The 20,786-nt window shown below is 56.9% G+C and carries 17 protein-coding genes; 6 read left to right on the top strand and 11 right to left on the bottom strand.

All coding sequences use genetic code 11. From position 1 onward, the window contains the following. Positions 1-62: 62 nt before the first annotated feature. Genes CPH65_RS22145 through CPH65_RS22155 form a run of 3 tightly spaced genes read left to right on the top strand, consistent with a single transcriptional unit; the run spans position 63 to position 3,788 of the window. Positions 63-1,130 (top strand): ABC transporter ATP-binding protein, encoded by a 1,068-nt coding sequence (locus CPH65_RS22145; RefSeq protein WP_096175884.1) that lies wholly within the window; start codon positions 63-65, stop codon positions 1,128-1,130. Between the two features lie 22 nt (positions 1,131-1,152). After that, positions 1,153-2,085, top strand: coding sequence for an ABC transporter substrate-binding protein (locus tag CPH65_RS22150; RefSeq protein WP_096175885.1), 933 nt, complete (start codon positions 1,153-1,155; stop codon positions 2,083-2,085). Continuing rightward, complete coding sequence (locus CPH65_RS22155) at positions 2,085-3,788, top strand: iron ABC transporter permease (protein ID WP_096175886.1); 1,704 nt, start codon at positions 2,085-2,087, stop codon at positions 3,786-3,788. Before CPH65_RS22150 ends, CPH65_RS22155 begins: the two co-directional genes overlap by 1 nt. A gap of 22 nt (positions 3,789-3,810) precedes the next feature. Here CPH65_RS22155 and CPH65_RS22160 read toward each other — a convergent pair whose 3' ends face one another. The 3 genes from CPH65_RS22160 to CPH65_RS22170 all read right to left on the bottom strand — a co-directional run bounded on the left by CPH65_RS22160 (position 3,811) and on the right by CPH65_RS22170 (position 7,112). Then, positions 3,811-4,986, bottom strand: coding sequence for a Gfo/Idh/MocA family protein (locus CPH65_RS22160; protein ID WP_096175887.1), 1,176 nt, complete (start codon positions 4,984-4,986; stop codon positions 3,811-3,813). Between the two features lie 124 nt (positions 4,987-5,110). Continuing rightward, on the bottom strand, positions 5,111-6,052 hold the full coding sequence (locus tag CPH65_RS22165; RefSeq protein WP_256385202.1) for a carbohydrate kinase: 942 nt from the start codon (positions 6,050-6,052) through the stop codon (positions 5,111-5,113). 49 nt (positions 6,053-6,101) lie between these two features. Then, positions 6,102-7,112: a LacI family transcriptional regulator gene (locus tag CPH65_RS22170; RefSeq protein WP_096175888.1), complete on the bottom strand. Its 1,011-nt coding sequence runs from the start codon at positions 7,110-7,112 to the stop codon at positions 6,102-6,104. Positions 7,113-7,402: 290 nt separating this feature from the next. Here CPH65_RS22170 and CPH65_RS22175 point away from each other — a divergent pair, with 290 nt between their 5' ends. Continuing rightward, complete coding sequence (locus CPH65_RS22175; protein ID WP_096175889.1) at positions 7,403-8,083, top strand: D-lyxose/D-mannose family sugar isomerase; 681 nt, start codon at positions 7,403-7,405, stop codon at positions 8,081-8,083. Between the two features lie 78 nt (positions 8,084-8,161). On the opposite strand, the gene CPH65_RS22180 is transcribed toward CPH65_RS22175, so the two are convergent. Continuing rightward, entirely contained in the window at positions 8,162-8,743 is a 582-nt protein-coding gene (locus CPH65_RS22180) for a TetR/AcrR family transcriptional regulator (protein WP_157747859.1), read from the bottom strand. 81 nt (positions 8,744-8,824) lie between these two features. On the opposite strand from CPH65_RS22180, the gene CPH65_RS22185 reads away from it, so the two are divergent. After that, a complete protein-coding gene (locus CPH65_RS22185; protein WP_096175891.1) occupies positions 8,825-9,697 on the top strand; it encodes a DMT family transporter in 873 nt (290 codons plus the stop codon). Between the two features lie 153 nt (positions 9,698-9,850). Here the strand turns inward: CPH65_RS22185 and CPH65_RS22190 are convergent, their stop codons facing one another. Then, positions 9,851-12,295, bottom strand: coding sequence for a GH36-type glycosyl hydrolase domain-containing protein (locus CPH65_RS22190; protein ID WP_096175892.1), 2,445 nt, complete (start codon positions 12,293-12,295; stop codon positions 9,851-9,853). Positions 12,296-12,937: 642 nt separating this feature from the next. After that, complete coding sequence (locus tag CPH65_RS22195) at positions 12,938-13,447, bottom strand: hypothetical protein (RefSeq protein WP_157747860.1); 510 nt, start codon at positions 13,445-13,447, stop codon at positions 12,938-12,940. Between the two features lie 335 nt (positions 13,448-13,782). On the opposite strand from CPH65_RS22195, the gene CPH65_RS22200 reads away from it, so the two are divergent. Continuing rightward, a complete protein-coding gene (locus CPH65_RS22200) occupies positions 13,783-14,553 on the top strand; it encodes a metallophosphoesterase family protein (RefSeq protein WP_096175894.1) in 771 nt (256 codons plus the stop codon). Here the strand turns inward: CPH65_RS22200 and CPH65_RS22205 are convergent. From CPH65_RS22205 to CPH65_RS22225, 5 genes are all read right to left on the bottom strand, one after another. Then, on the bottom strand, positions 14,550-15,560 hold the full coding sequence (locus CPH65_RS22205; protein WP_096175895.1) for an NAD-dependent epimerase/dehydratase family protein: 1,011 nt from the start codon (positions 15,558-15,560) through the stop codon (positions 14,550-14,552). The two genes, CPH65_RS22200 and CPH65_RS22205, sit on opposite strands and share 4 nt — an antisense overlap. A gap of 10 nt (positions 15,561-15,570) precedes the next feature. Then, a complete protein-coding gene (locus CPH65_RS22210; RefSeq protein ID WP_096175896.1) occupies positions 15,571-16,737 on the bottom strand; it encodes a nucleotide sugar dehydrogenase in 1,167 nt (388 codons plus the stop codon). Positions 16,738-16,929: 192 nt separating this feature from the next. Then, a complete protein-coding gene (locus CPH65_RS22215) occupies positions 16,930-17,481 on the bottom strand; it encodes a sarcosine oxidase subunit gamma (RefSeq protein WP_096176567.1) in 552 nt (183 codons plus the stop codon). Between the two features lie 12 nt (positions 17,482-17,493). After that, on the bottom strand, positions 17,494-20,484 hold the full coding sequence (locus CPH65_RS22220) for a sarcosine oxidase subunit alpha (RefSeq protein ID WP_096175897.1): 2,991 nt from the start codon (positions 20,482-20,484) through the stop codon (positions 17,494-17,496). Further along, positions 20,481-20,783: a sarcosine oxidase subunit delta gene (locus tag CPH65_RS22225; RefSeq protein ID WP_096175898.1), complete on the bottom strand. Its 303-nt coding sequence runs from the start codon at positions 20,781-20,783 to the stop codon at positions 20,481-20,483. Before CPH65_RS22225 ends, CPH65_RS22220 begins: the two co-directional genes overlap by 4 nt. Positions 20,784-20,786: the final 3 nt, after the last annotated feature.

Consider the following 20,786-nt stretch of genomic DNA (forward strand, 5'->3'; position numbering starts at 1 on the left):
TCATACGCGAGCGATAGGCAAACGCAACACCCTTCTGATGCGCTCAACGATAAGTTTTTCCCATGACCAGTCAGGCTCCCGCTGCCCTGTCCATTCGCTCTCTGTCCATGAGTTATGGGACCGAAAAGGTCCTTGACGGCATCAACATCGATCTGGAAGCAGGCAAGGTCCTAGGCCTGCTGGGACCATCCGGCTGTGGCAAGACGACCTTGCTCCGCCTTATTTCAGGTCTGCTGCTCCCCAATGAGGGACAGATCGAGATCGCCGGGCGCATCGTTGCCGGTCAGGCCGGTCACAATGCCCTGCCACCGGAAAAACGCGATCTGGGCATGGTGTTTCAGGATTATGCGCTCTGGCCGCACATGTCGGTCGCAAAGAATGTTGCCTTCCCGCTCGAAATGAAGAAAGTGCCAGCCGACGAACGCAAGCGCCGGGTGATCCGGGCGCTGGATCGTGTTGGGCTAGGCGCTCTTGCGGAGCGTCGCCCCTCAGACCTGTCTGGTGGCCAGCAGCAACGCGTCGCCATTGCCCGCGCCATCGTTGCCGAGCCACCACTTGTCCTCTTTGATGAGCCCCTCTCCAACCTCGATCGCGAACTGCGCGAGACCATGATTGATGAACTTGGAGACCTTGTCGCAGACCTCAATCTCAGTGCAGTCTATGTCACCCACGACCACGCAGAGGCCCTCACCCTGTCCGATCAGGTGGCAGTGATGCGCGGCGGGCACATCGAACAATTGGCAAGACCGGATCAACTCGTCAGTGAGCCCGCCAATGAGACGGTTGCCGATTTTCTCCGTCTTGGCTGCCTACTGCCCGCAAAACAGGGCAGCAATGGTTGGTACATCGACAACACCACGATCCCGCTCATCGGCGCAGAACAAAAGACATCCAGAGCCACCGTCCTTTTGCCGGAGAAGGCCCTGCGCCTAGGCGATGCCGGGCCCGAAACCATCAACGTCGAGGTTGTCCGGTCCCAAACCCGCAGCACCGGCTTTGCCCTCACGCTGCGGGCAAAAGGAACCGACCACCTCATCCGCCTTGTCAGCTCCATTCGCGCGGCCCCCGGCGAACAACTGGACCTGTCCTACTCACCTGAAGACCTACGCTGGTTTCCCATCACCACCTAACATTTTCCAATGGAGATTTTCGATGCGTCGCACACTTGCCGCTCTCGCAATGGGCCTTCTGGCCACCACGGCTGCTCAGGCCGATATCACCGTTTATTCCGCTGGCCCCAAGGCCCTGATCAAGAATCTCGCTACGGGCTTCACGGCAAAGACCGGCATCAAGGCCAACGTCTTTCAGGCAACCACCGGCAAGGTGATGGCCCGTCTTGAAGCCGAGAGCGCCAACCCGGTTGCTGACGTTGTCGTCTCAGCCTCCTGGGGCACGGCCACCAGCTTTGCCGAAAAAGGCCTGCTGCTTTCCTACGACAGCCCAAATGCCAAAACCGTTCCGGATTTCCTCAAAATAGACGGTGCGGTGGCGCAAGGCGTTGCCGGTCTCATCATCGCATGGAACACCCAGTCCGGCACCCCCAAGCCAACCGACTGGTCCGACCTGACCAAGCCGGAATACAAGGATCTGGTGACCCTTCCCGATCCGGCAGCCTCCGGCGGCACCTACACGCTGGTCGAAGCTTTCATCGCCAATGACATGACCGACGTGCTCCAAGGCCTCAAGGACAATGGCGCGATCGTGGCCGGTGCCAACAAGGCAGCGCTCAACCCTGTTCTTCAGGGCGCAAAAGCCGCCGTTTTCGCTGGCGTTGACTACATCACCATGGGTGCCGCTGCCAAAGGCGAAACCGTGGAAGCCATCTTCCCGAAAAGCGGCACCGTGGTTGCACCGCGTCCGATCATGATCCTCAAGTCGTCCAAACAGCAGGAAGACGCAAAGAAGTTCATCGACTATGTGCTGTCTGAGGAAGGCCAGCAGGCGGTTGCCAAAGTCAACCTGATGCCATCCCGCACCGACATCAAGGTGGACCGCCCGCTGATCGGCGATCTGAAGCTGCTGTCCAAGGATGGTGCACCGGCACGCGACAAGGTACTGGCTGACTTCAAAGCGATCTTCAACTAATGGCAACGGGGACGCCTGCGACAGGCGCTGAGGGCAGCGCCCTGCTCAAATGGACTGCGATCATCGGTCTGATGGTGATCGTTGCGATCCCCTGCCTGTTCATCGTCATACAGGCGATATTCCCCGACATCGGGAGCGGCTCTCTGGCCGCTCCCTTCTCGCTCTTTATCAAGACCTTGGCTGACCCGAGCCTCATCGGCTTGACACGCAACACGCTTCTGTTGGGTGTCGGCACGGTGATTGCGGCCACAGTTCTGGCACTGCCCCTTGCGGCCCTCAGGGCGCTGTTCCACGTCCCCTATGCCATAATCTGGGACGCAATCCTGCTCGTTCCTTTCATGATCCCCCCCTATATCGCGGCGCTTGGCTGGATCATGACCTTGCAGCCACGCGGCTATATGGAACAATTGACCGGCTTCAACCTCGCTCCTGTGCTCTTCTCCGTGCCCGGCATCATGATCATCATGGGGCTGAACACCTTCCCAGTGGTCTATTTCGTCCTCTCGCGCACCTTCGAGACGGTTGGCGCCCGCTATTCCGATGTTGGCCGCGTCTTTGGCGCCAATCAGTGGAGCTCCTTCTCCCGCATCACTTTCCCGCTCGCCATGCCGGGGCTTGCCGCCAGCCTGTTGCTGGTCTTTGCCATGTCGATTGAGGAATATGGCACGCCCGCCGCTCTTGGTCGCCGCATCGGCTTTGAAGTGCTGGTGACTGGCATCGAGAACCGTATTTCCGAATGGCCCATCGACCTGCCGGGCGCGGCCACCCTGTCGCTCGTTCTGGTCTGCCTCGCGCTCCTCGCCTTCATGCTTCAGCGCTGGCTGCTGACCCGTCGCGATTATCGCATCGTTAGCGGCAAACCTCAGGCGGCCGACAAGCGCTCCCTTGGCCCTTGGACCATGCCGGTGATGATGCTGTTCGCCTTTGTGGCTTTTCTCGCCACCGGCCTGCCGATCCTTGCCATTCTGGCAACGGCCCTGTCGCGCACGATATCAGGAGGCCTCAAGCCATCAAACATGGGGTTCGACAATTTCAATGAGTTGCTCGGGATCGGGAGCGATGGCGTTGATGCGCTGAGCAATTCGCTCATGCTTGGCATCAGCACCGCCATACTTGCTGGCCTCTTGGGCGCCATCACCGCCTATTCGGTGGTCAAGGGGCGCGGCCGCTTCCGTCTTGTCCTTGATGCCTTGTCGATCACGCCAAACGCCCTGCCCGGTGTTGTCGTGGCCGTCGGCATCATTCTGGCGTGGAGCCAGCCGTGGCTGCCGATCTCGCCCTACAACACGCCCTTCATTCTGCTGCTGGCCTATATCTGTATTCTGCTGCCGCAACCTGTCCGCTATGCCACCGCTTCACTGCACCAGTTGGGCGATAATCTTGAGGCAGCAGCAAGGGTCAGCGGCGCGGGTGCACTCAGAGCCTTTGGCACGATTGTCTTGCCGCTGATCTTGCCCAGCATGGTGACCGCAATGATATTGGTCTTTGCGGTCGCGTCGCGAGAGCTTGTCGCCTCACTGCTCGTCGCACCGGTCGGCTTCCAGACCATCGCGGTCTATATCTGGCAGCAGTTCGATCAGGGCTCCGTCGGTCTTGGCATGGCCATGGCCTTCTGCGCAATCCTGATCACGACCCTCATCCCGCTGACCCTGATCGCGCTCTTGCGCTGGCTCTCAAAAGGACAGGTGGCCGGGCTCAACTGATGTTGGTGCCTGATATGCCATCTTACGGCGTCAGATCGACAAATTGCACCCACGCGGAATTGTTCGACGACGACCGGACGCAGGCATCAATGAAGGCCATACCGGCAAGCCCGTCCCAAATGGTCGGATACACCACATCCTGAGGCACTGGCTTGCCAGCCTTTTTGGCCCGGATCGCCGTTGCAGCTTCGAAGTAGATATTGGCGAACCCTTCCAGATACCCCTCCGGGTGTCCGGCAGGCACACGACTGAGGCGCAGCGAAGCCGCACCGGTTCCAGCCCCATTGCGCGTCAACAGGCGCTTGGGCTCGCCAAAGGGCGTGTACCAGAGCTTATTCGGCTCCTCCTGAGCCCACTCAAGACCACCCTTGACCCCATAGACCTGAAGCTTGAGACCGTTCTCGTTGCCCGGTGCGACGTGACTGCACCAAAGCATCCCGCGAGCGCCGCCACCATAGCACATCATCACGTGCGCATTGTCATCGACGCGCCGCCCCGGCACGAAGGATTGCAGATCCGCCGAAAGCCCCTGAACCTCCAGACCGGTGACGAACTGTGACAGATTGAAAGCATGGGTGCCAATGTCGCCAATCGCGCCCCCTCCGCCGGTCATGGCAGGATTGGTGCGCCACGCCGCCTGTTTCGACTCGACCTCCTCGGTCAGCCAGTCCTGCGCATAGGAAACCTGAACCACGCGCAACGGTCCCAGAAGACCATCGGCAATCATGGCCCGTGCCTCGCGCACCATGGGGTAGCCGGTATAATTGTGGGTAAGAACGAACAAGGCGCCGGAGCGCTCCGCCTCTGCCGCCAGAGCTCGCGCCTCCTCAATAGTGGCCGTCAGTGGCTTGTCGCAAATGACATGGATCCCTTGCCTGAGAAAGGCGCTGGCAGGCCCTTCATGCATGTGATTTGGCGTGACGATCGCCACCGCCTCGATGCCATCGGGACGAGCGGCTTCTGCCTTGGCCATATGCTCATAGCTGTCATAAACACGGTCCGGATCAAGACCCAGAGCCGCGCCGGATTGTTGCGCGCGCTCCGGCGTGGAAGACAGAGCTCCGGCAACGAGCACATAATGATCATCCAGCCGCGACGCGATTCGGTGCACATCGCCAATAAAGGCATCGACCCCGCCTCCAACCATGCCCAGACGGATCTTTTCCTCGTGACCGCTCAAGCTCTTGCCTCCAACCATAAAATCCCCCGCTCAGGACTACGCTTCAGCGATTGGTTAGAGCGCATGTCTCCAACCACCGCACAAGCTTTTGTTTCAATTAGATAATGACCGCTAACCAATCTTGGCTTCCAGAGCTCGCACCCTAGAGCTCATGCTGCCAGGGCGGATTCGCCCCCTTGCGCGACACGGTAACAGCCGCGATGCGGGCTGCGAACCCCAAAGCTTGGGCAATCTGCTCATCAGAGATTGACCCAAGAGAGGCTTTGTCCAACAGACCGAATTCGGAGAGCTTGTAGAGAATGCCCGCATTGAAGGTATCCCCGGCCCCCACTGTATCAACCACTTCGACGCGCTCTGCAGCAACGGAAATGTCTCGCCCGTCGGCCAGATAAGCGGTCGCGCCATCGCCGCCCTTGGTTACCAGAATGATCTTGAGACCCATCTTGCGCAAAGTATCCACCTGCGCATCGAGATCGGCCAAATCTGGCATCAGCCAGCCAAGATCCTCATCCGAGACTTTCACGATATCCGCGTGCGAGAGCATATTGTTGATCCGCGCGCGAAAGACATCGGCGTCCTTGATGAAGCCGGGGCGGACATTGGGGTCCATCATGATCACATGACCGGCCGCCTCGCGCACCTCGATCGCCTCATAGGTGCGGGCGCAGGGCTCGACCGCAAGGGAGATGCCGCCAAAGAACAACGCATCAATCTCGTCGGGGATGGGGCGCACGTCATCAAGCGACAGCATGCGGCCTGCCGTATTCTCATCATAGAAATGATAGGTCGCATGCCCATCCGCCAGCTTGACGAAGGCCAATGTTGTCGGCTGCGTGCTCTTTTTGCAAAGATTGACATCCACGCCGCTGTTGGCAAGCGTGGCCTGCAACTGCTCGCCAAACAGATCCGATGACAGGCCAGTCAGAAACTCAGTTGGCTCGCCAAGCCGCCCCAATGCAATCGCCGTGTTGAAGACGGAGCCGCCCGAACAGGGTTCATAAGCCAGAGCACCAGAGGCGCTTTCCACCGGGATCATGTCAATCAACGCTTCACCGCAACATAGAATTTTTGCCGCCTTGCTCACTACTTGTCCTCCTGTTCGCGCCAAGTTATCCGAGGCGCTGGACCCTATTTCAATCAAACCTTATTTGCGGATCCCGCACGATCTGCTGGACCTCATCTGCACCATCCCGCAACTGATCGATCAGAATCTCGCCCATCTGGCGACCGGCCTCGCCGATTTCCTCATGAACCCGGTCGATACCGGGATCAATCTGCTCGAGAATCCGATGATTGCATTTCACAACCACATCATAGTCCTCTCCGCGCGTTCGGCCTACTGCTCTCAAAGCAGAGTATAGCGCGAGATAACTGGCTTCTCCGGGGCATATGAACCCGTCCACATCACGGGTGGTCTCATCCTCCAGCAAATGCCTCAGCCAGCTGTCCACCTGCTCTTGAGTGGAATCGAGCGTCACCTCTTCGGGGATGATAGCCTGAAGCCCGCTCTCCCGGATAGCCCGCATGAACCCATAGCGCATGTGCTGGTGGAAGGTGTAGTGGGCTTGCGGCAGAATGATCGCCAGCTTGCTTCGACCCTTGTCGGCCAACCTCTGAACCGCCTGATAGGCAAAGGCCTCATTGTCGAAATCGACAAAGTGATGGGGTGTAGAAAAATCCGTGCGACCATGGCTGACAAAGGGAAAGTTCTTCTCCAGCAGATACCGGATGCGCTCATCAAAATTCTGCGTCCGCGTGAGCACAAGGCCATCGACCAGACTGTTCTCAACGAGCCGCCGGATCGGCGTGATTTCGTCGCCGCCACCAAAGGCAGGCGTGATGTTGAGATGATAGTCAGATCCGGCTAGAGCCTCGGACAGCCCCGCAATCAGACTGTTTCCAAAGCCGAAAATTTCATCGTGGGGATTGAGAATAAGGCTGATGGTGCGGGTCTTACCGGTCCTGAGGCGCAAGGCGGCCCGGTCGGGGACATAGCCGATCTCTTTGGCCACCTGCGCCACCTTCAGCCGTGTCGCCTCGGCGATCTTGAGATCTCCCTTGAGCGCACGCGACACCGTGGTCACGGCAAATCCGGTCACGTCGGCTATTGTCCTCTGCGTCGGACGTTTGCTATCTTTAGCCATTCAGTCTCCGGTGAACCCATCCCGACACGGTCTCGTTGCAAAACGCGGTCTCTTGGGCTGAGCGGGCGGCGGGCGGGCGGCGGGTGGTTCAAGATCCCACCTTTAACACGTCACTTTTCAAAATCCGCCTCACGTTACGAGATAAGTATTCACAATTCAAACACCTATCAACTTATCCCCTTTGAATATTTGCAACGATTTAAACTCTTACGGGAACCCTGCTATACTGCTCGCAATCGCTCCTTTTAGGGGGCAAAAACGACCCATTTCTCCTAGAACAAGGCCCTGCCATGAAACGCTCAATGGTGAATGAAATCCTCAAGGAAAGCGATGCCTTCATTCGCTCCTTCGGGTATGTCCTGCCGCCCTTTGCCTATTTTTCTCCCGAAAAAATGCAAGAAGTCGATCACTCAATCTATGTCGAGCGCACCATGGGCTGGGACATCACCGACTATGGCCTTGAGAAATTCGACGAATTGGGCCTTTTTCTCTTCACGGTTCGGAACGGCATCGCAGCCGATCTCGGTAAGGGAACCGGCATGCTCTATGCGGAAAAGATCATGATCAGCCGCAAGGACCAGCTCTCCCCGATGCATCGCCACTATATCAAGGCAGAGGACATCATCAATCGCGGTGGCGGCAAACTCGTGCTCGAACTCTTCGCCTTTGACGACAAGGGTGAAATCGATCGCGACAGCGACGTGACCGTGCCGGTTGATGGCCGCATGGTGACGCTGCCGGCGGGCGGACATCTCAAGCTCGATCCGGGCGAGAGCGTCACGCTGATGCCCGGCGTCTGGCATGCCTTCTGGGGTGAAGGGGATGATGTCCTGATCGGCGAGGTCTCCACCGTCAACGATGATCGCACCGACAATTGGTTCGAGATGAAAATCGGCCGCTTCTCAAACATCGATGAAGATGAGAAACCGAAACACCTGCTCGTCTCGGATTATGACACCTGGCTGAAATAGCCGCTTTCAGAGACACCCAATTGCCAGTAATAACCAATTGCCAGTACTAACCAATTGAAAGGGAGCACGCGCCCCCTTTCATCGCATCCCTGCCCCATGAAGAAACACCCCGACCACCAAGGCGACATGCGAAGCGATCTCCTCCGCTGACATCGGCGGGCGATTGCCCATTAAAATTGCGGTGCGCTGCGACAACAGCATCGAATTGAAAAGATCTGCCATCGCCGGATCAACCGGGCGATCCAGATGATCGCTCAGAAAGCGCACCAGCCCATCGCGCCAGGATGGCTGCGCGCGTGTGCGAAAAATCTCCCCAAGCTCGCCATGATCCCGAGCCTCCGTCATCATCATGCGAAAGAATCCAAGATTGTGCGGCGTCATATGCTCGGAGAGAAAAGCCACGCCATACCGCTCAAGCTCCTGTCCGGCCCCACCATCCCCAAAAGCAAAAGTTCTCGCACCATCATCGTCGCCCTCGATCAGAGCGATAACCAGATCTGCCTTTGACGGGAAATAGCGATAGACCGTCTGCTTGGTGACAGCGGCTTCTTCTGCCACAGCGTCCATTGTCGTTCCGACATAGCCGTGCTCGAGAAAAAGCCTTTCTGCCGCGGCGAGGATCTGGCGGGTCTTTACCTGTTGTTGTTCAATTCGTTTCATTGCTGTCCGGTAGCGATTGAAAATCATACTGATCAGTATTATATTTGAAAAATCTAAAATATCAACCTGGTAGTCTGTTTCATGTCATTTCACGAAAAAGGTCTCGCATACCTTCTCGTAGCGTCAGCCCTGATGAGCCTTGATGCGGTATTCATTCGCCTTTCCGGCCTTCACGGCTTCGCGCCATCCTTTTTGTTTGGCTTCTTTTCACTCGTCTCCATGACGTCACTGACGCGCTGGCGCGAGGGTCCACTCGTTGCTGCCGTCAAGGCCAGTGGCCCGATCCTGATCCTGTCCGGCGCCATCATGGGCGTGAGTGGCACGGCCTTCGTCCTTGCGGTACAGAACACGACTGTCGCCAACGTGCTGTTGATCATGAGTCTGTCCCCCTTCTTCTCGGCCCTCTTCAGTTGGATCCTCCTGCAGGAACGCATCACCACCCAGACCGCTTTGGCAACACTTTTATCCATTGGCGGCATGTATATCATTGTCCAAGGGTCACTGGCGTCCGATGGCGTAACCGGCGATATCCTGGCGGTGATCTGCACGATGGCAGTGTCCCTGAATTTTGTGGTCTATCGCAAATATCCCAAACTCAGCCGCTCGCTCGCCGTTGCCGCTGGTGGCTTCTTTATCGCTCTGTTTGCATCCTTTTTCATTGAGACCGGCGATTTCGACACCCGCGGCATTCTGATCATGATGATCATGGGCCTGTTCAGCGCGCCGGTCGGGCGCATGCTGATGGCCATGGCGACCAGATTGATGCCCGCTCCTGAGGTTAGCCTCATCTCACAGGTCAAGGTTGCCATTGCCCCAGCCATCATGTGGCTGGTCTTTGCCGAAGTGCCCAATCAGGCAACCTTCATGGGCGGAAGCCTGATCTTGCTGGCTGCACTGGGCCATCCGCTGCTCACGCTTTATCGCAACAGACAAAAGCCCGCGCAGCAAACGTGACCACCTCAAGCCAAGGCCGGCGGGCCGGCGACAGCACTAAAGCCGGGTTATAAAAAGAAAGCATCTCCTGCAAATCAGATCTGCAAGAGATGCTTTCCAAGGGTGAGAGATATATCAAGAGGGGACTCTCACCCCTTTTCTTGTCAGATCAAGTCAACCGATGACTGCCTCAACCCGAACCGAAGGCGCGCCATTTGAGGGCGGGGGTACAATTTCACCATCAACAGCAACACCATCGACAGACAGAGCGACCGAATTGCCCGGTCCTTTGCGGCTAACGGCAATGTGGTAGGTCACCCCCCGGAAGGTGCGAGACACGGTGAAGCCAGTCCAGCGCTCAGGAATGCGCGGCGCAATCCGCAGGCCGGAATAGTCTGGCCGGATGCCGAAGATCCACTGGGTGATGGTGTAATAGTTCCATGCAGCCGTACCGGTCAGCCAGGAGTTCTTCGCCTCCCCATGTGTCGGGGCATCCCGACCGGCGATCATCTGAGCATAGACATAGGGCTCCAGACGATGCACATCGGATATGCCCTCACGCGCAGACGGGCAAATGCGAGTGTAATAGTCAAACGCCCGGTCGCCATTGCCCAGCATTGCTTCGCCGATGCTAACCCATGGGTTGTTGTGGCAGAAAATACCGGCATTTTCCTTGTAGCCCGGCGGATAGGTCGAGATCTCACCATACTCGATGACATAGTCAGAGAAGGCCGGCTGCTGCAACACGATGCCGTGCGGTGTCGCCAGATGCTTGGCGACAGACTCAAGCGCAGCCTCGGCCTTGCCATCTTCAAGCCCAACCCCGGCCAGCACGCAGAAGCCTTGAGACTCGATGAAGATCTTACCTTCTTTATTCTCGTGGCTACCCACCTTATGGCCATAGTCATCATAGGCTCTCAAGAACCAGTCACCATCCCAGCCATGTTCAAGGATCGTCTGCTTCATGTCGGATGAAACACGGGTGTAGAAAGTGGCATCCTCATCACGGCCAGCAACCTTGGCGATGTCGGCCAGCTCCTTGGCAGAGAGCACCATCAATCCGGCAATGAAGACAGATTCAGCGACCTTGCCATCCTTGCCGGTCGTGGTCTGGAAGCTCTCCCCCGGCGTATCCGAGAAGCAATTGAGGTTGAGGCAGTCATTCCAGTCAGCCCGACCAATCAAGGGCAGACCATGCGGCCCCTTGCGTTCAAGAGCATATTGAATCGAGCGCTTTAGATGCTCATATAGCGGCTCTTCGGTTCCCGGTTCACAATCGAACATCACCGGTTCATCAAGAATGGCAAAATCGCCGGTCTCTTTGAGATAGGCAGCAACGCCAATGATCAACCAATGCGGATCGTCGTTAAAGTCACCGCCGATATCATTGTTGCCCTTTTTGGTCAGCGGCTGATACTGGTGATAGGCCCCGCCAGAGGCGAGCTGTGTCGCCGCAATATCAAGGATCCGCTCCCGCGCTCGCGATGGCACCATATGCACGAAGCCGAGCAGGTCCTGGTTGGAATCGCGGAACCCGAGCCCACGCCCGATGCCGGATTCGAACGACGACGCCGAGCGCGACATGTTGAAGGTCGCCATGCACTGATAGGCGTTCCAGATATTGACCATGCGGTTGGCATGTTCATCCGGACTGGACACCTGATAGACATTGAGCAAAGCATCCCAATGCTTACCGAGGGCTGCGAATGCCTCTTCCACCGCATTGATATCGCAATATTTCGAAATCAGCGGCTTGACGGTGCGCTTGTTGAGGGTCTGGGAGCCCGGCGGATCGAATTTGTCGTCCTTGTCATTCTCATGATAGCCGAGCACAAAGATCACCTGACGGCTTTCACCCGGCATCAGCTTGATAGACACCTGATGCGATCCCATTGGCGACCAGCCGTGGGCGATGGAGTTGCGCGACCGGCCTTCTGTAACAGCAAGCGGCTTGTCCCATCCGCGCCAAGCCCCGAGAAAATCCTCACGCTGGGTGTCAAAGCCCTCAATCTCTTCGGAACAGGCAAAATAGGCAAAATGATTGCGGCGCTCGCGATACTCGGTCTTGTGATAGATGACGCCGTCTTCGACTTCCACCTGCCCGGTCGACAGATTGCGCTGAAAGTTGGTGGCATCATCAAGCGCTTCCCACAGGCAGAATTCCACCGAGGAAAACAGTGACACATCGGCCGGGAACTGGCGTTCGTTGGTCACCGTCACCTGCCAGATCTCAAGAGTTTCATCGAGCGGCACAAAATAGCGGGTCGAAGAGCGAATACCATTGCGTTTGGACGAGATGGTCGAGTATCCCATGCCATGGCGACAGGTGTAGTCCTCAAGCTCGGATTGGGTCGGCATCCAGCTTGGCGACCAGAAATCGCCGTCCGCATTGTCGCGAAGATAGATATAACGACCACCGAAATCGGTCGGCACATTGTTGTAGCGCCCCCGGGTCAACCGGCGAAGGCGCGCATCGCGATAGTAGGAATAGCCACCACCGGTGGCCGAGAGGATGCCGAAGTAGCTTTGACAGCCGATGTAGTTTATCCATGGCAACGGTGTGTCGGGACGAGTGATCACATATTCCCGCGCATCATCATCGAAATAGCCGTACTTCATGGGAAGCTCCCCCCTTACCTGTGCGATCACCAAACCCACGCGCACGCACCAAACCTTCGGCGCTGCGCATCAGATGGACGCTTCTTGTCTCTTGTCGTCCCTATCATACATTCACGCCACTGCCTAGCCAAAGCGCTTAGAATTTTCGCACTTATACGCAATTGAACACACCATCACACCCCAAGGAAGCGCGGAAAAGAAACATAAGACACTGTCTTTGTTATATAATATCGGAAATAAAAACGAGCAAAACAGAGAGTTTTTGCCGCAGGAAACTTAAGCGCGACCCAACATACCACGCCAACCACAGAGACAGCTTAGCGGCTTCAGGCAAATCAAAGCACCGCAACCTTGCAGGTCATACCGCGAGATGAATGCATGCAACCATATGAAATATATAATTTTTCACCCTTAAGGCGCTTGAATGGATCACACCAACTCAACATCGCAAATGCGGATGGAACCAACAAAACACAAACCAAAGCGCTTTGATATTCATGAAAATCTGGCCAAAGACTGCGCGCTCCCGCCCGACCTCCGTCTCTTCGAGACAGGCAACCGGACACAAAAAAGGACTGCTGTGCAATAACAGCAGTCCTTGTGAAGCGAAATTGATGCAAAAGTGAGGGGCTAGCGGAGTGGTTAGAAGGACCGCTGAGAAATGGCGATCATGTTGCCGCTACCGACCTGGCTCATGCTGACATGATTGTTCTGGCCATATTGCTGAATGGCGGCCTGATTGCCAGTGCCCTGAATGCTGGCATCAATCGAGTTGCCTGATCCATTCTGCAAGAACGAGAACAAGTTGTTGGATCCATCAACATCAATGTCCATACGGTTGTTGAAACCGATTTGGGTCAGATGGCCCGGCTCCAGACCACTGGCCGCCAAGGCACCCGAAAAACGCGCACCAAGCGGGCCGCCGTTAAAATCGCCGTTGATGGAAATATTCATGATATTGCCATCGACAGCGCCACTCGCCAGCGTCTGGTTGATATGCAGTCCGTTGTTCGATCCCGTCACCAAAAGCTCAACGGTATTCCCATCCATATCAGCCTGATTCATAAGCTCGATTACATTGTCTTCCGAACTGGCATGAGCCATGAGGCCAGATGCCAAAAGGACGCTGAACGCCACCAGATATTTCATCATTATCCGCTCCTGTGCTTTGTTGAGACCATCACAACAGGCAAAGATTTCTGGCCACTTAATCGGCTCCTTCAGCTCAGGATTTACGGCGATCAGGCGGGAAATTGGATGAATCAAAGTAAATCAAAGATTGTTTTCAACAGGAATTGCAACCCACCACAACTCATAGCAGGCAAAGTCGGCCATAGGAGGCGGTCGGTATTAATCTCAAAATAAGGAATGCGACAATGCCGCCATTTTCAAGCAAGAGAGCCATGCGCAGATAGGGAAGGCCTTGCCTGCCAGCGCAGGGAATGCGATAGACTGAGACCCATAAGAAAGCCCAGCAGAAAGATCTCATGACCAGTCGGCATATTTTCATCGGTGACGTACATGGCATGCTCGACATGCTCAATCACCTGCTCGAAGAGGTAGCACCACGTCCCGAGGATACTGTGATCTTTGTTGGCGATCTGGTCGACAAGGGGCCGGATCCGGCTGGCGTTGTTCGCCGGGTGCGTCAACTGGTCAGGGCAGCTCCCTTTCGAACCATATTGGTCGAAGGCAATCACGAGGAAGTCTATCTGAGATATCGGCGCAACCTCACGCAGCGTCCGTCCGTTGCACGGGAGCAGGCCCAAAGCCATCGCGCGCTCGTTCAGCTTCATGCCGCCCTGTCCGATGAAGATGCGCGCTTCCTTGAACCGGCCCTGCCCTTCTACCGGATTCCTGAACACGACATTCTTGTCCTGCACGCAGGGGTGACCAGCGACATGCAAACGCTACCTCAGACAGTCGAGGAGGCAAAAGCCCTCAAGGGCAAGGCCCGCAATTCCTTTCGCAAGATTCTCTACACGCGCTTCATCGATCAAAAGACCGGCGAGTTCATCACACGTGGCAAGGAGAAAGACGGCGACCCCTTCTGGGCAGAACGCTATGACGGGCGCTTCGGGCATATCGTTTTCGGGCACAATCCCTTTCGTGACGGCCCTGCCCTCTTCCCTCATGCAACAGGCATCGACACCGGCGCCGTGCACGGTGGTTCCCTGACGGCTCTCATCGTCGGTTCGGATGGTTCAAGGGATTTTGTCTCCATTCCCAACGGCGAGATGGAAACCAAACAGAGCTAAGCGTTGAAATAGTCGCGATACCAGTCGACGAATTTTCGAACCCCCTCAGGCACCGCCGTCTTGGGCGCATAGCCAGTCAGTGACTGCAACAGGCTGACATCGGTCCAGGTCGCAGGCACATCCCCGGCCTGCATGGGCATGAGGTTGCGAATGGCCTTCTTGCCCAGAGCGGCTTCGATAGCCGCGATGAAGTCCGTCAGCTGCACCGGATTGGCATTGCCGATATTGACCACCCGGAACGGCGCAACAGGCGACAGCGTGTCGCCCTCGTCCACCAAACCATCCACCGGGCGCTCCGGCGCGACATCAACCAACATCCAGATGGCCTGCACCAGATCGTCGATATAGGTAAAGTCGCGTTTCATGTCGCCGAAGTTATAGACATCGATCGGCTGATCTTCCAGAATCGCCTTGGTGAATTTGAACAGCGCCATGTCGGGCCGCCCCCAGGGACCGTAAACGGTAAAGAAGCGGAACATGGTCGTCGGCAGGTCATAGAGATGCGCATAGGAATGCGCCATCAGCTCTGAAGACTTTTTGGTCGCCGCGTAAAAAGACATCTGGTGATCGGTTTTCACCGTCTCGACGTACGGCATCACACTGTTGGCCCCATAAACCGAGGAGGAGGACGCCATCAGCATGTGCTTAGGCGGGAAAGCCCTTGCTGCCTCAAGCAGCTCGAATGTGCCGATGAGATTGCTGTCGAGATAGGAGCGCGGATTTTCGATGGAATAGCGCACACCGGCCTGCGCTGCCAGATGGATGACCAGATCGGGCCGCTCATCGCGGAACAGTGACATCAGCACATCCGGCGTTTCCAGCGCCTCATTGACCACCCGAAACGACGGCGACTGCTTGAGCATCGCCTCGCGGCGCTGCTTGAGAGAGACATCATAATAATCGGAATGACAATCAAGGCCGATGACAGTCCATCCTTCGGCAAGGAGCTTGCGACTGACATGATAGCCGATGAAACCGGCAGAACCGGTTACAAGTGCAGTGGGCATACGTTACTCGTTAATCTGACCCGAACAGGTCTCTGGTGAAGACCTTGTCGGTCACGTCTTCGATCTCGCGGGCCATCCGGTTGGCGATGATGATATCGGACCGATTCTTGAACGTCTCAAGGTCGCCGACAACGTCGGAATTGAAGAAGCTGTCCTCCTTGAAGGAGGGCTCATAGACGATCACTTCAATACCCTTGGCCTTGATGCGCTTCATGATCCCCTGAATGGAGGAACTGCGGAAATTGTCCGAATTGGCTTTCATCACCAGACGGTAGACCCCGACCGTGCGCGGCTGGCGGGCAATAATCTGATCCGCAATGAAATCCTTGCGCGTGGTGTTGGCCTCGACGATGGCATGAATGAGGTTCTGCGGCACTTGCGAATAGTTGGCCAGCAACTGCTTGGTATCCTTGGGCAGGCAATAGCCACCGTAGCCAAAGGACGGATTGTTGTAGTGATCACCAATACGGGGATCGAGCCCCACTCCTTCAACGATCTGGCGCGAGTTCATGCCATTGGCCATGGCATAGCTGTCAAGTTCGTTGAAATAGGCAACACGCATGGCAAGATAGGTGTTGGCGAACAGTTTGATTGCCTCAGCCTCGGACGGGTCGGTAAAAAGAACCGGAACGTCCTTTTTGATGGCCCCTTCCAGCAACAGATTGGCGAAAGTCTCTGCCCGGGTCGAGCGCTCCCCGACAATGATGCGCGATGGGTAGAGATTGTCGTAAAGCGCGTGGCCTTCACGCAGGAACTCGGGCGAAAACACAACCTGAGTGCTGCCCAGCTCGACGCGCACGCGCTCGACAAAGCCGACCGGGATCGTCGACTTGATCACGATGATTGCATCAGGATTGACGCCGACAACAGAGCGAATGACCGCCTCGACCGAAGACGTGTTGAAATAGTTGGTATCGGGATCGTAATTCGTTGGCGTCGCAACAATGACGAAATCGGCGTCCGAACAGGCCTGACCGATATCGGTTGTCGCCGAGAGATTGAGCGGCTTGTTGCCGAGATAATCCTCAATCTCCTCATCGATAATCGGGCTTTTGCGCTCATTGACCAGATCCACCTTGGCCTGATCAATATCAACGGCAACCACCTCGTGGTTCTGCGCAAAAAGGATAGCGTTGGACAACCCAACATAGCCGATGCCAGCAACAACGATCTTCATCTTAATCTCTCAGTCCGTAGCAAGACGCATACATGCAAACCCGTTGCAGTCGTCTTATAGAATCTGGCGCACACTGTCACGCCAAATCAGGACATTTCAAGACCACATCCGCCCATTTGGCCGGTCGCAGATCGGAACAAAGAGGAGGCCCGGTCACTGATGGACCGGGATCAACAACAAAAGAGTCGCATATCAGGCCGTAAGGGCGAACTCCGCGCACCCGGTCTTAAGCAGACCAATGAGATGAGGTGCAAAGCTGTTCCAGATATCCATCTGAAAGCGCGTCTCCGACGAACGCCACAAAACAACCGTTGCACAGTCAAACAAGGTTCTACGCCCCTCCCCCACTGGGATCGAGGCAATGTCGCGCGGGGTACCGATCGTCAGCAAGTCCGTCGCTTGTGGACCGGAGATCAAGAGACTGATCTCTCGCCCCGAAATATCCACCAGACTGTGCGGATTCTCAGCATAGAGCCCCGCAAAAGCCTCAATGATCGTGGGCACGGCATCACTTGCCATGTGCAGGGCCCACTCGTCAGGCCCCAAGCAGATGGCTCTGGTCTCGCCGTTGGATGCGATGCTGCCGATCTTGCCCGGCAGGCTCAGACCGAGTGCTGCACTGAAGGGTGCAACATCACCCCGCGCCCGAATGGAGAGGCGCCCACAGGGAGCCGCGAGCGTCACCTCTGCCGCGTGGCTGGAGGCCAGAACACCGGGCGTGATAGAAGAAATTGGTGCGTTCATCATGACCTCCAGTCAGATTTTCAATCTGGAATTTTCAGGATCGACGAAAACCGTCTCGGCAACTCTGGCTTCGATGGTGCGATCCGGCATCGGGATATAGACCGTCTCGCCAAGCTTGTTGTGACCATTTTCCACCAAGGCCAGAGCAATCGGCTGCCCAACGGTGTCCGAATGATAGGAAGACGTCACGTGACCGACCATTGTCATCGGGACAGGCTGCTTGGGATCAAGGACGATCTGCGCCCCCTCCTCCAGCTTCGACAGATCACTGGAAAGAAGTCCAACGAGCTGTTTGCGTCCCTCCGCCACCAGATCAGGCCGCGCCAGACCGCGCTTGCCAACAAAGTCTGGCTTCTTCTTGCCAACGGCCCAGCCCATGCCCGCATCGTAAGGCGTGACTGTGCCGTCGGTATCCTGACCGACGATGATATAGCCCTTCTCGGCCCTGAGCACATGCATGGTCTCCGTGCCATAGGGCATGATGTTATACTGTTGCCCCTCAGCCCAGAGGATCTCCCACATGGCGCGTCCCATCGGAGCGGGCACATTGACCTCAAAGCCAATTTCACCGGTAAAGCTGACCCGGAACAGACGCGCAGGCATTCCGGCCACGGTGCAATCCACACAAGACATATGCGGGAAGGCCTCATCGCTCAGCTCAACCCCTTCCACGAGCGGTGCCAGCAGCTTGGCTGCATTGGGACCATTCAGCGCAATGGTCGACCATTGCTCCGTGGTCGAGGTCAGCCAAACATTGAGATCCGGCCATTCGGTCTGGAGGAAGTCCTCCATGTGGTTCAACACGCGTGCGGCCCCGCCGGTCGTCGTTGTGACATGGAAGCGGTCCTCGGCAAGACGACCAATCACGCCATCATCGCGGATATAGCCATCATCCCCCAGCAACAGGCCATAGCGGCAGCGACCAACGCCAAGCTTGGTCCATGGGTTGGTGTAGATCCGGTTCATGAATTCAACAGCATCGGGACCGACAACTTCGATCTTGCCCAAAGTGGACGCGTCGAAAATCCCAAGGCTCTTGCGCGTTGCCACACATTCGCGGCGCACCGCAGTGTCCATATCTTCCCCGGCACGAGGGAAATACCGCGCCCTGCGCCACTGACCGACCGGTTCGAAAACGGCACCATTTTCCTCGGCCCAGCCATCAATCTGGGTCTTGCGGGTCACCTCGAAATGCTCGCCACTATGATAACCAGCAAGCGTGCCGAAGGTAATGGGCGTGAACGGGGGACGGAACGTCGTCAGCCCCACCTTCGGCTGCTTGCGGCTCAGAGCATCAGCGGTGATGTTGAGGCCGTTGATATTGGACATCTTGCCCTGATCTGCGCCCATGCCGTTGGTTGTGTAGCGTTTGACATGTTCGATGGAGCGCATGCCCTCACGCACGGCGAGGCGCAAATCCTTGGCGGTAACATCGCTCTGGAAATCGACAAAGGCCTTTGCCTTGCCTGCATTCTTGTCGGTCGGCAACTCCTTAAGAGAAACGCCACTCCCGATCCGATCATTCCCAATGACATAGTCCAGCGCTTCTGCATCCTTGCCAAGCAGAAACGCGACTTTCTGCCCTGCGAGCATGCCGTCGGTCATGGCATCCTGAAGCCCCCAAAGGCCGCGGCTTGCGCCGGTGATAACACAATCCTCCGGCGTTTCATTGGGCAAGAAGGTCGTGCGATCATCATCCCAAGTGAGCGTGCCCTTGGTGTGCGAGAACAGATGCAGCGATGGCGTCCAGCCACCCGACATCAAAAGCACATCGCAAGCGATCCATTCCCCCGCCCCGACCGAGCCGCCCTTCACCGGATTGATGCGAACGCGCTTGATGCGCAACCGGCCTGCGGTTTCGCTGACCGTGTGGGATAGTTTGACCGGGATGCTCCGACGGTTTGCCTCGGCCACAAGATCGCCTCGAACATCCTCGCGGACATCGACAATCGCCTGAACTTTGGCCCCGGCATCATGCAGATCAAAGGCAGCGAACCAAGCACTGTCATGGCTGGTGATCACCAATGGCCTGTTGCCGACCTTGACGCCATAGCGGTTGAGATAGGTTTGTACCGACCCGGCCAGCATGACGCCCGGTCGATCATTGCAATGAAAGACCAGTGGTTTCTCAATGGCCCCCTGTGCCAGTACGACTTGCTTGGCACGAACCCGCCAGAGGCGCTCACGCGGCATGCCATCGGGCACATGCTCCAGATGATCGCTCACCTTCTGGCACAGGCCGATCATGTTCTGATGATAATAGCCGATGGCCGTGGTGTGCGGCATGATCTTCACGCCCAGCGCTTTAAGCTCGGTGACTTCTGCTTCCAACCAGTCCCATGCGGGCTTGCCATTGATCACCGCCTGCGGCTCGGACAGTAGCGAACCACCCACTTCCGAATGTTCGTCAACCACAACGACCTTGAGGCCATCCACCGCCGCCGCGCGCGCAGCCGCCAGTCCCGAAGGCCCGGCCCCGACGATCAACACATCGCAATGCATATAGCGCGAAGCGTAATGATCGGGGTCTTCCTCGCTCGGCGAGGTGCCCAGTCCCGCGGCATTGCGGATGAAGGGCTCATAGAGCCTGTCCCAGAGCACCCGCGGCCACATGAAGGTCTTGTAGTAGAAACCGGCGGAGAAGAACATGAAGGCGAAATCATTGATCGCACCGACGTGAAACTTCAGGCTCGGGCCTTTATTCTGGGAGGTGACTTCGAGCCCATTCCAGATTTCATGCATCGTGGCATGGGAATTGGGCTCATAACGCCCTTTGCCCCGGCTCGTCCCGACCAGCGCGTTCGGCTCTTCCGACCCTGCCGTGACGGGGCCGCGCGGGCGATTGTACTTGTAAGAACGCCCGATCAGATGAACGCCATTGGCAAGCAGCGCTGAGGCAATGGTGTCGCCCTTTGCACCACGATAGGATTTGCCGTCAAAGGTGAAAGACACCGGATTGGACGGATCAACGCGCCCTGCGCCGGAAACACGAAAGTCGCTCATTGTCCGTCTTCCTTCGTGGGTTCAAGCTCTGGCCGGGCCTCGCCTGCCTTGTAGGTGGCAAGGAAGCGATCGGTCACCGTATTTCTCACCGCGTTGAAAAAGCGGCCGCAGCCATGGAAATGCCGCCATCTTTCCGCATGCGCCCCGCGCGCATTGCTACGAATAAACAGGAAGGCTTCCCATTCCTCGTCGGTCTGGCTGTCTGGATCGGCAGGGCGGGCAATATGGGCTTCACCGGCATAGGTGAATTCGGCTTCGGGGAGGGTTTCCTCGCAATAGGGGCAATGAATCAAAAGCATGGC

Source organism: Cohaesibacter sp. ES.047, from assembly GCF_900215505.1.
GTDB lineage: Bacteria > Pseudomonadota > Alphaproteobacteria > Rhizobiales > Cohaesibacteraceae > Cohaesibacter.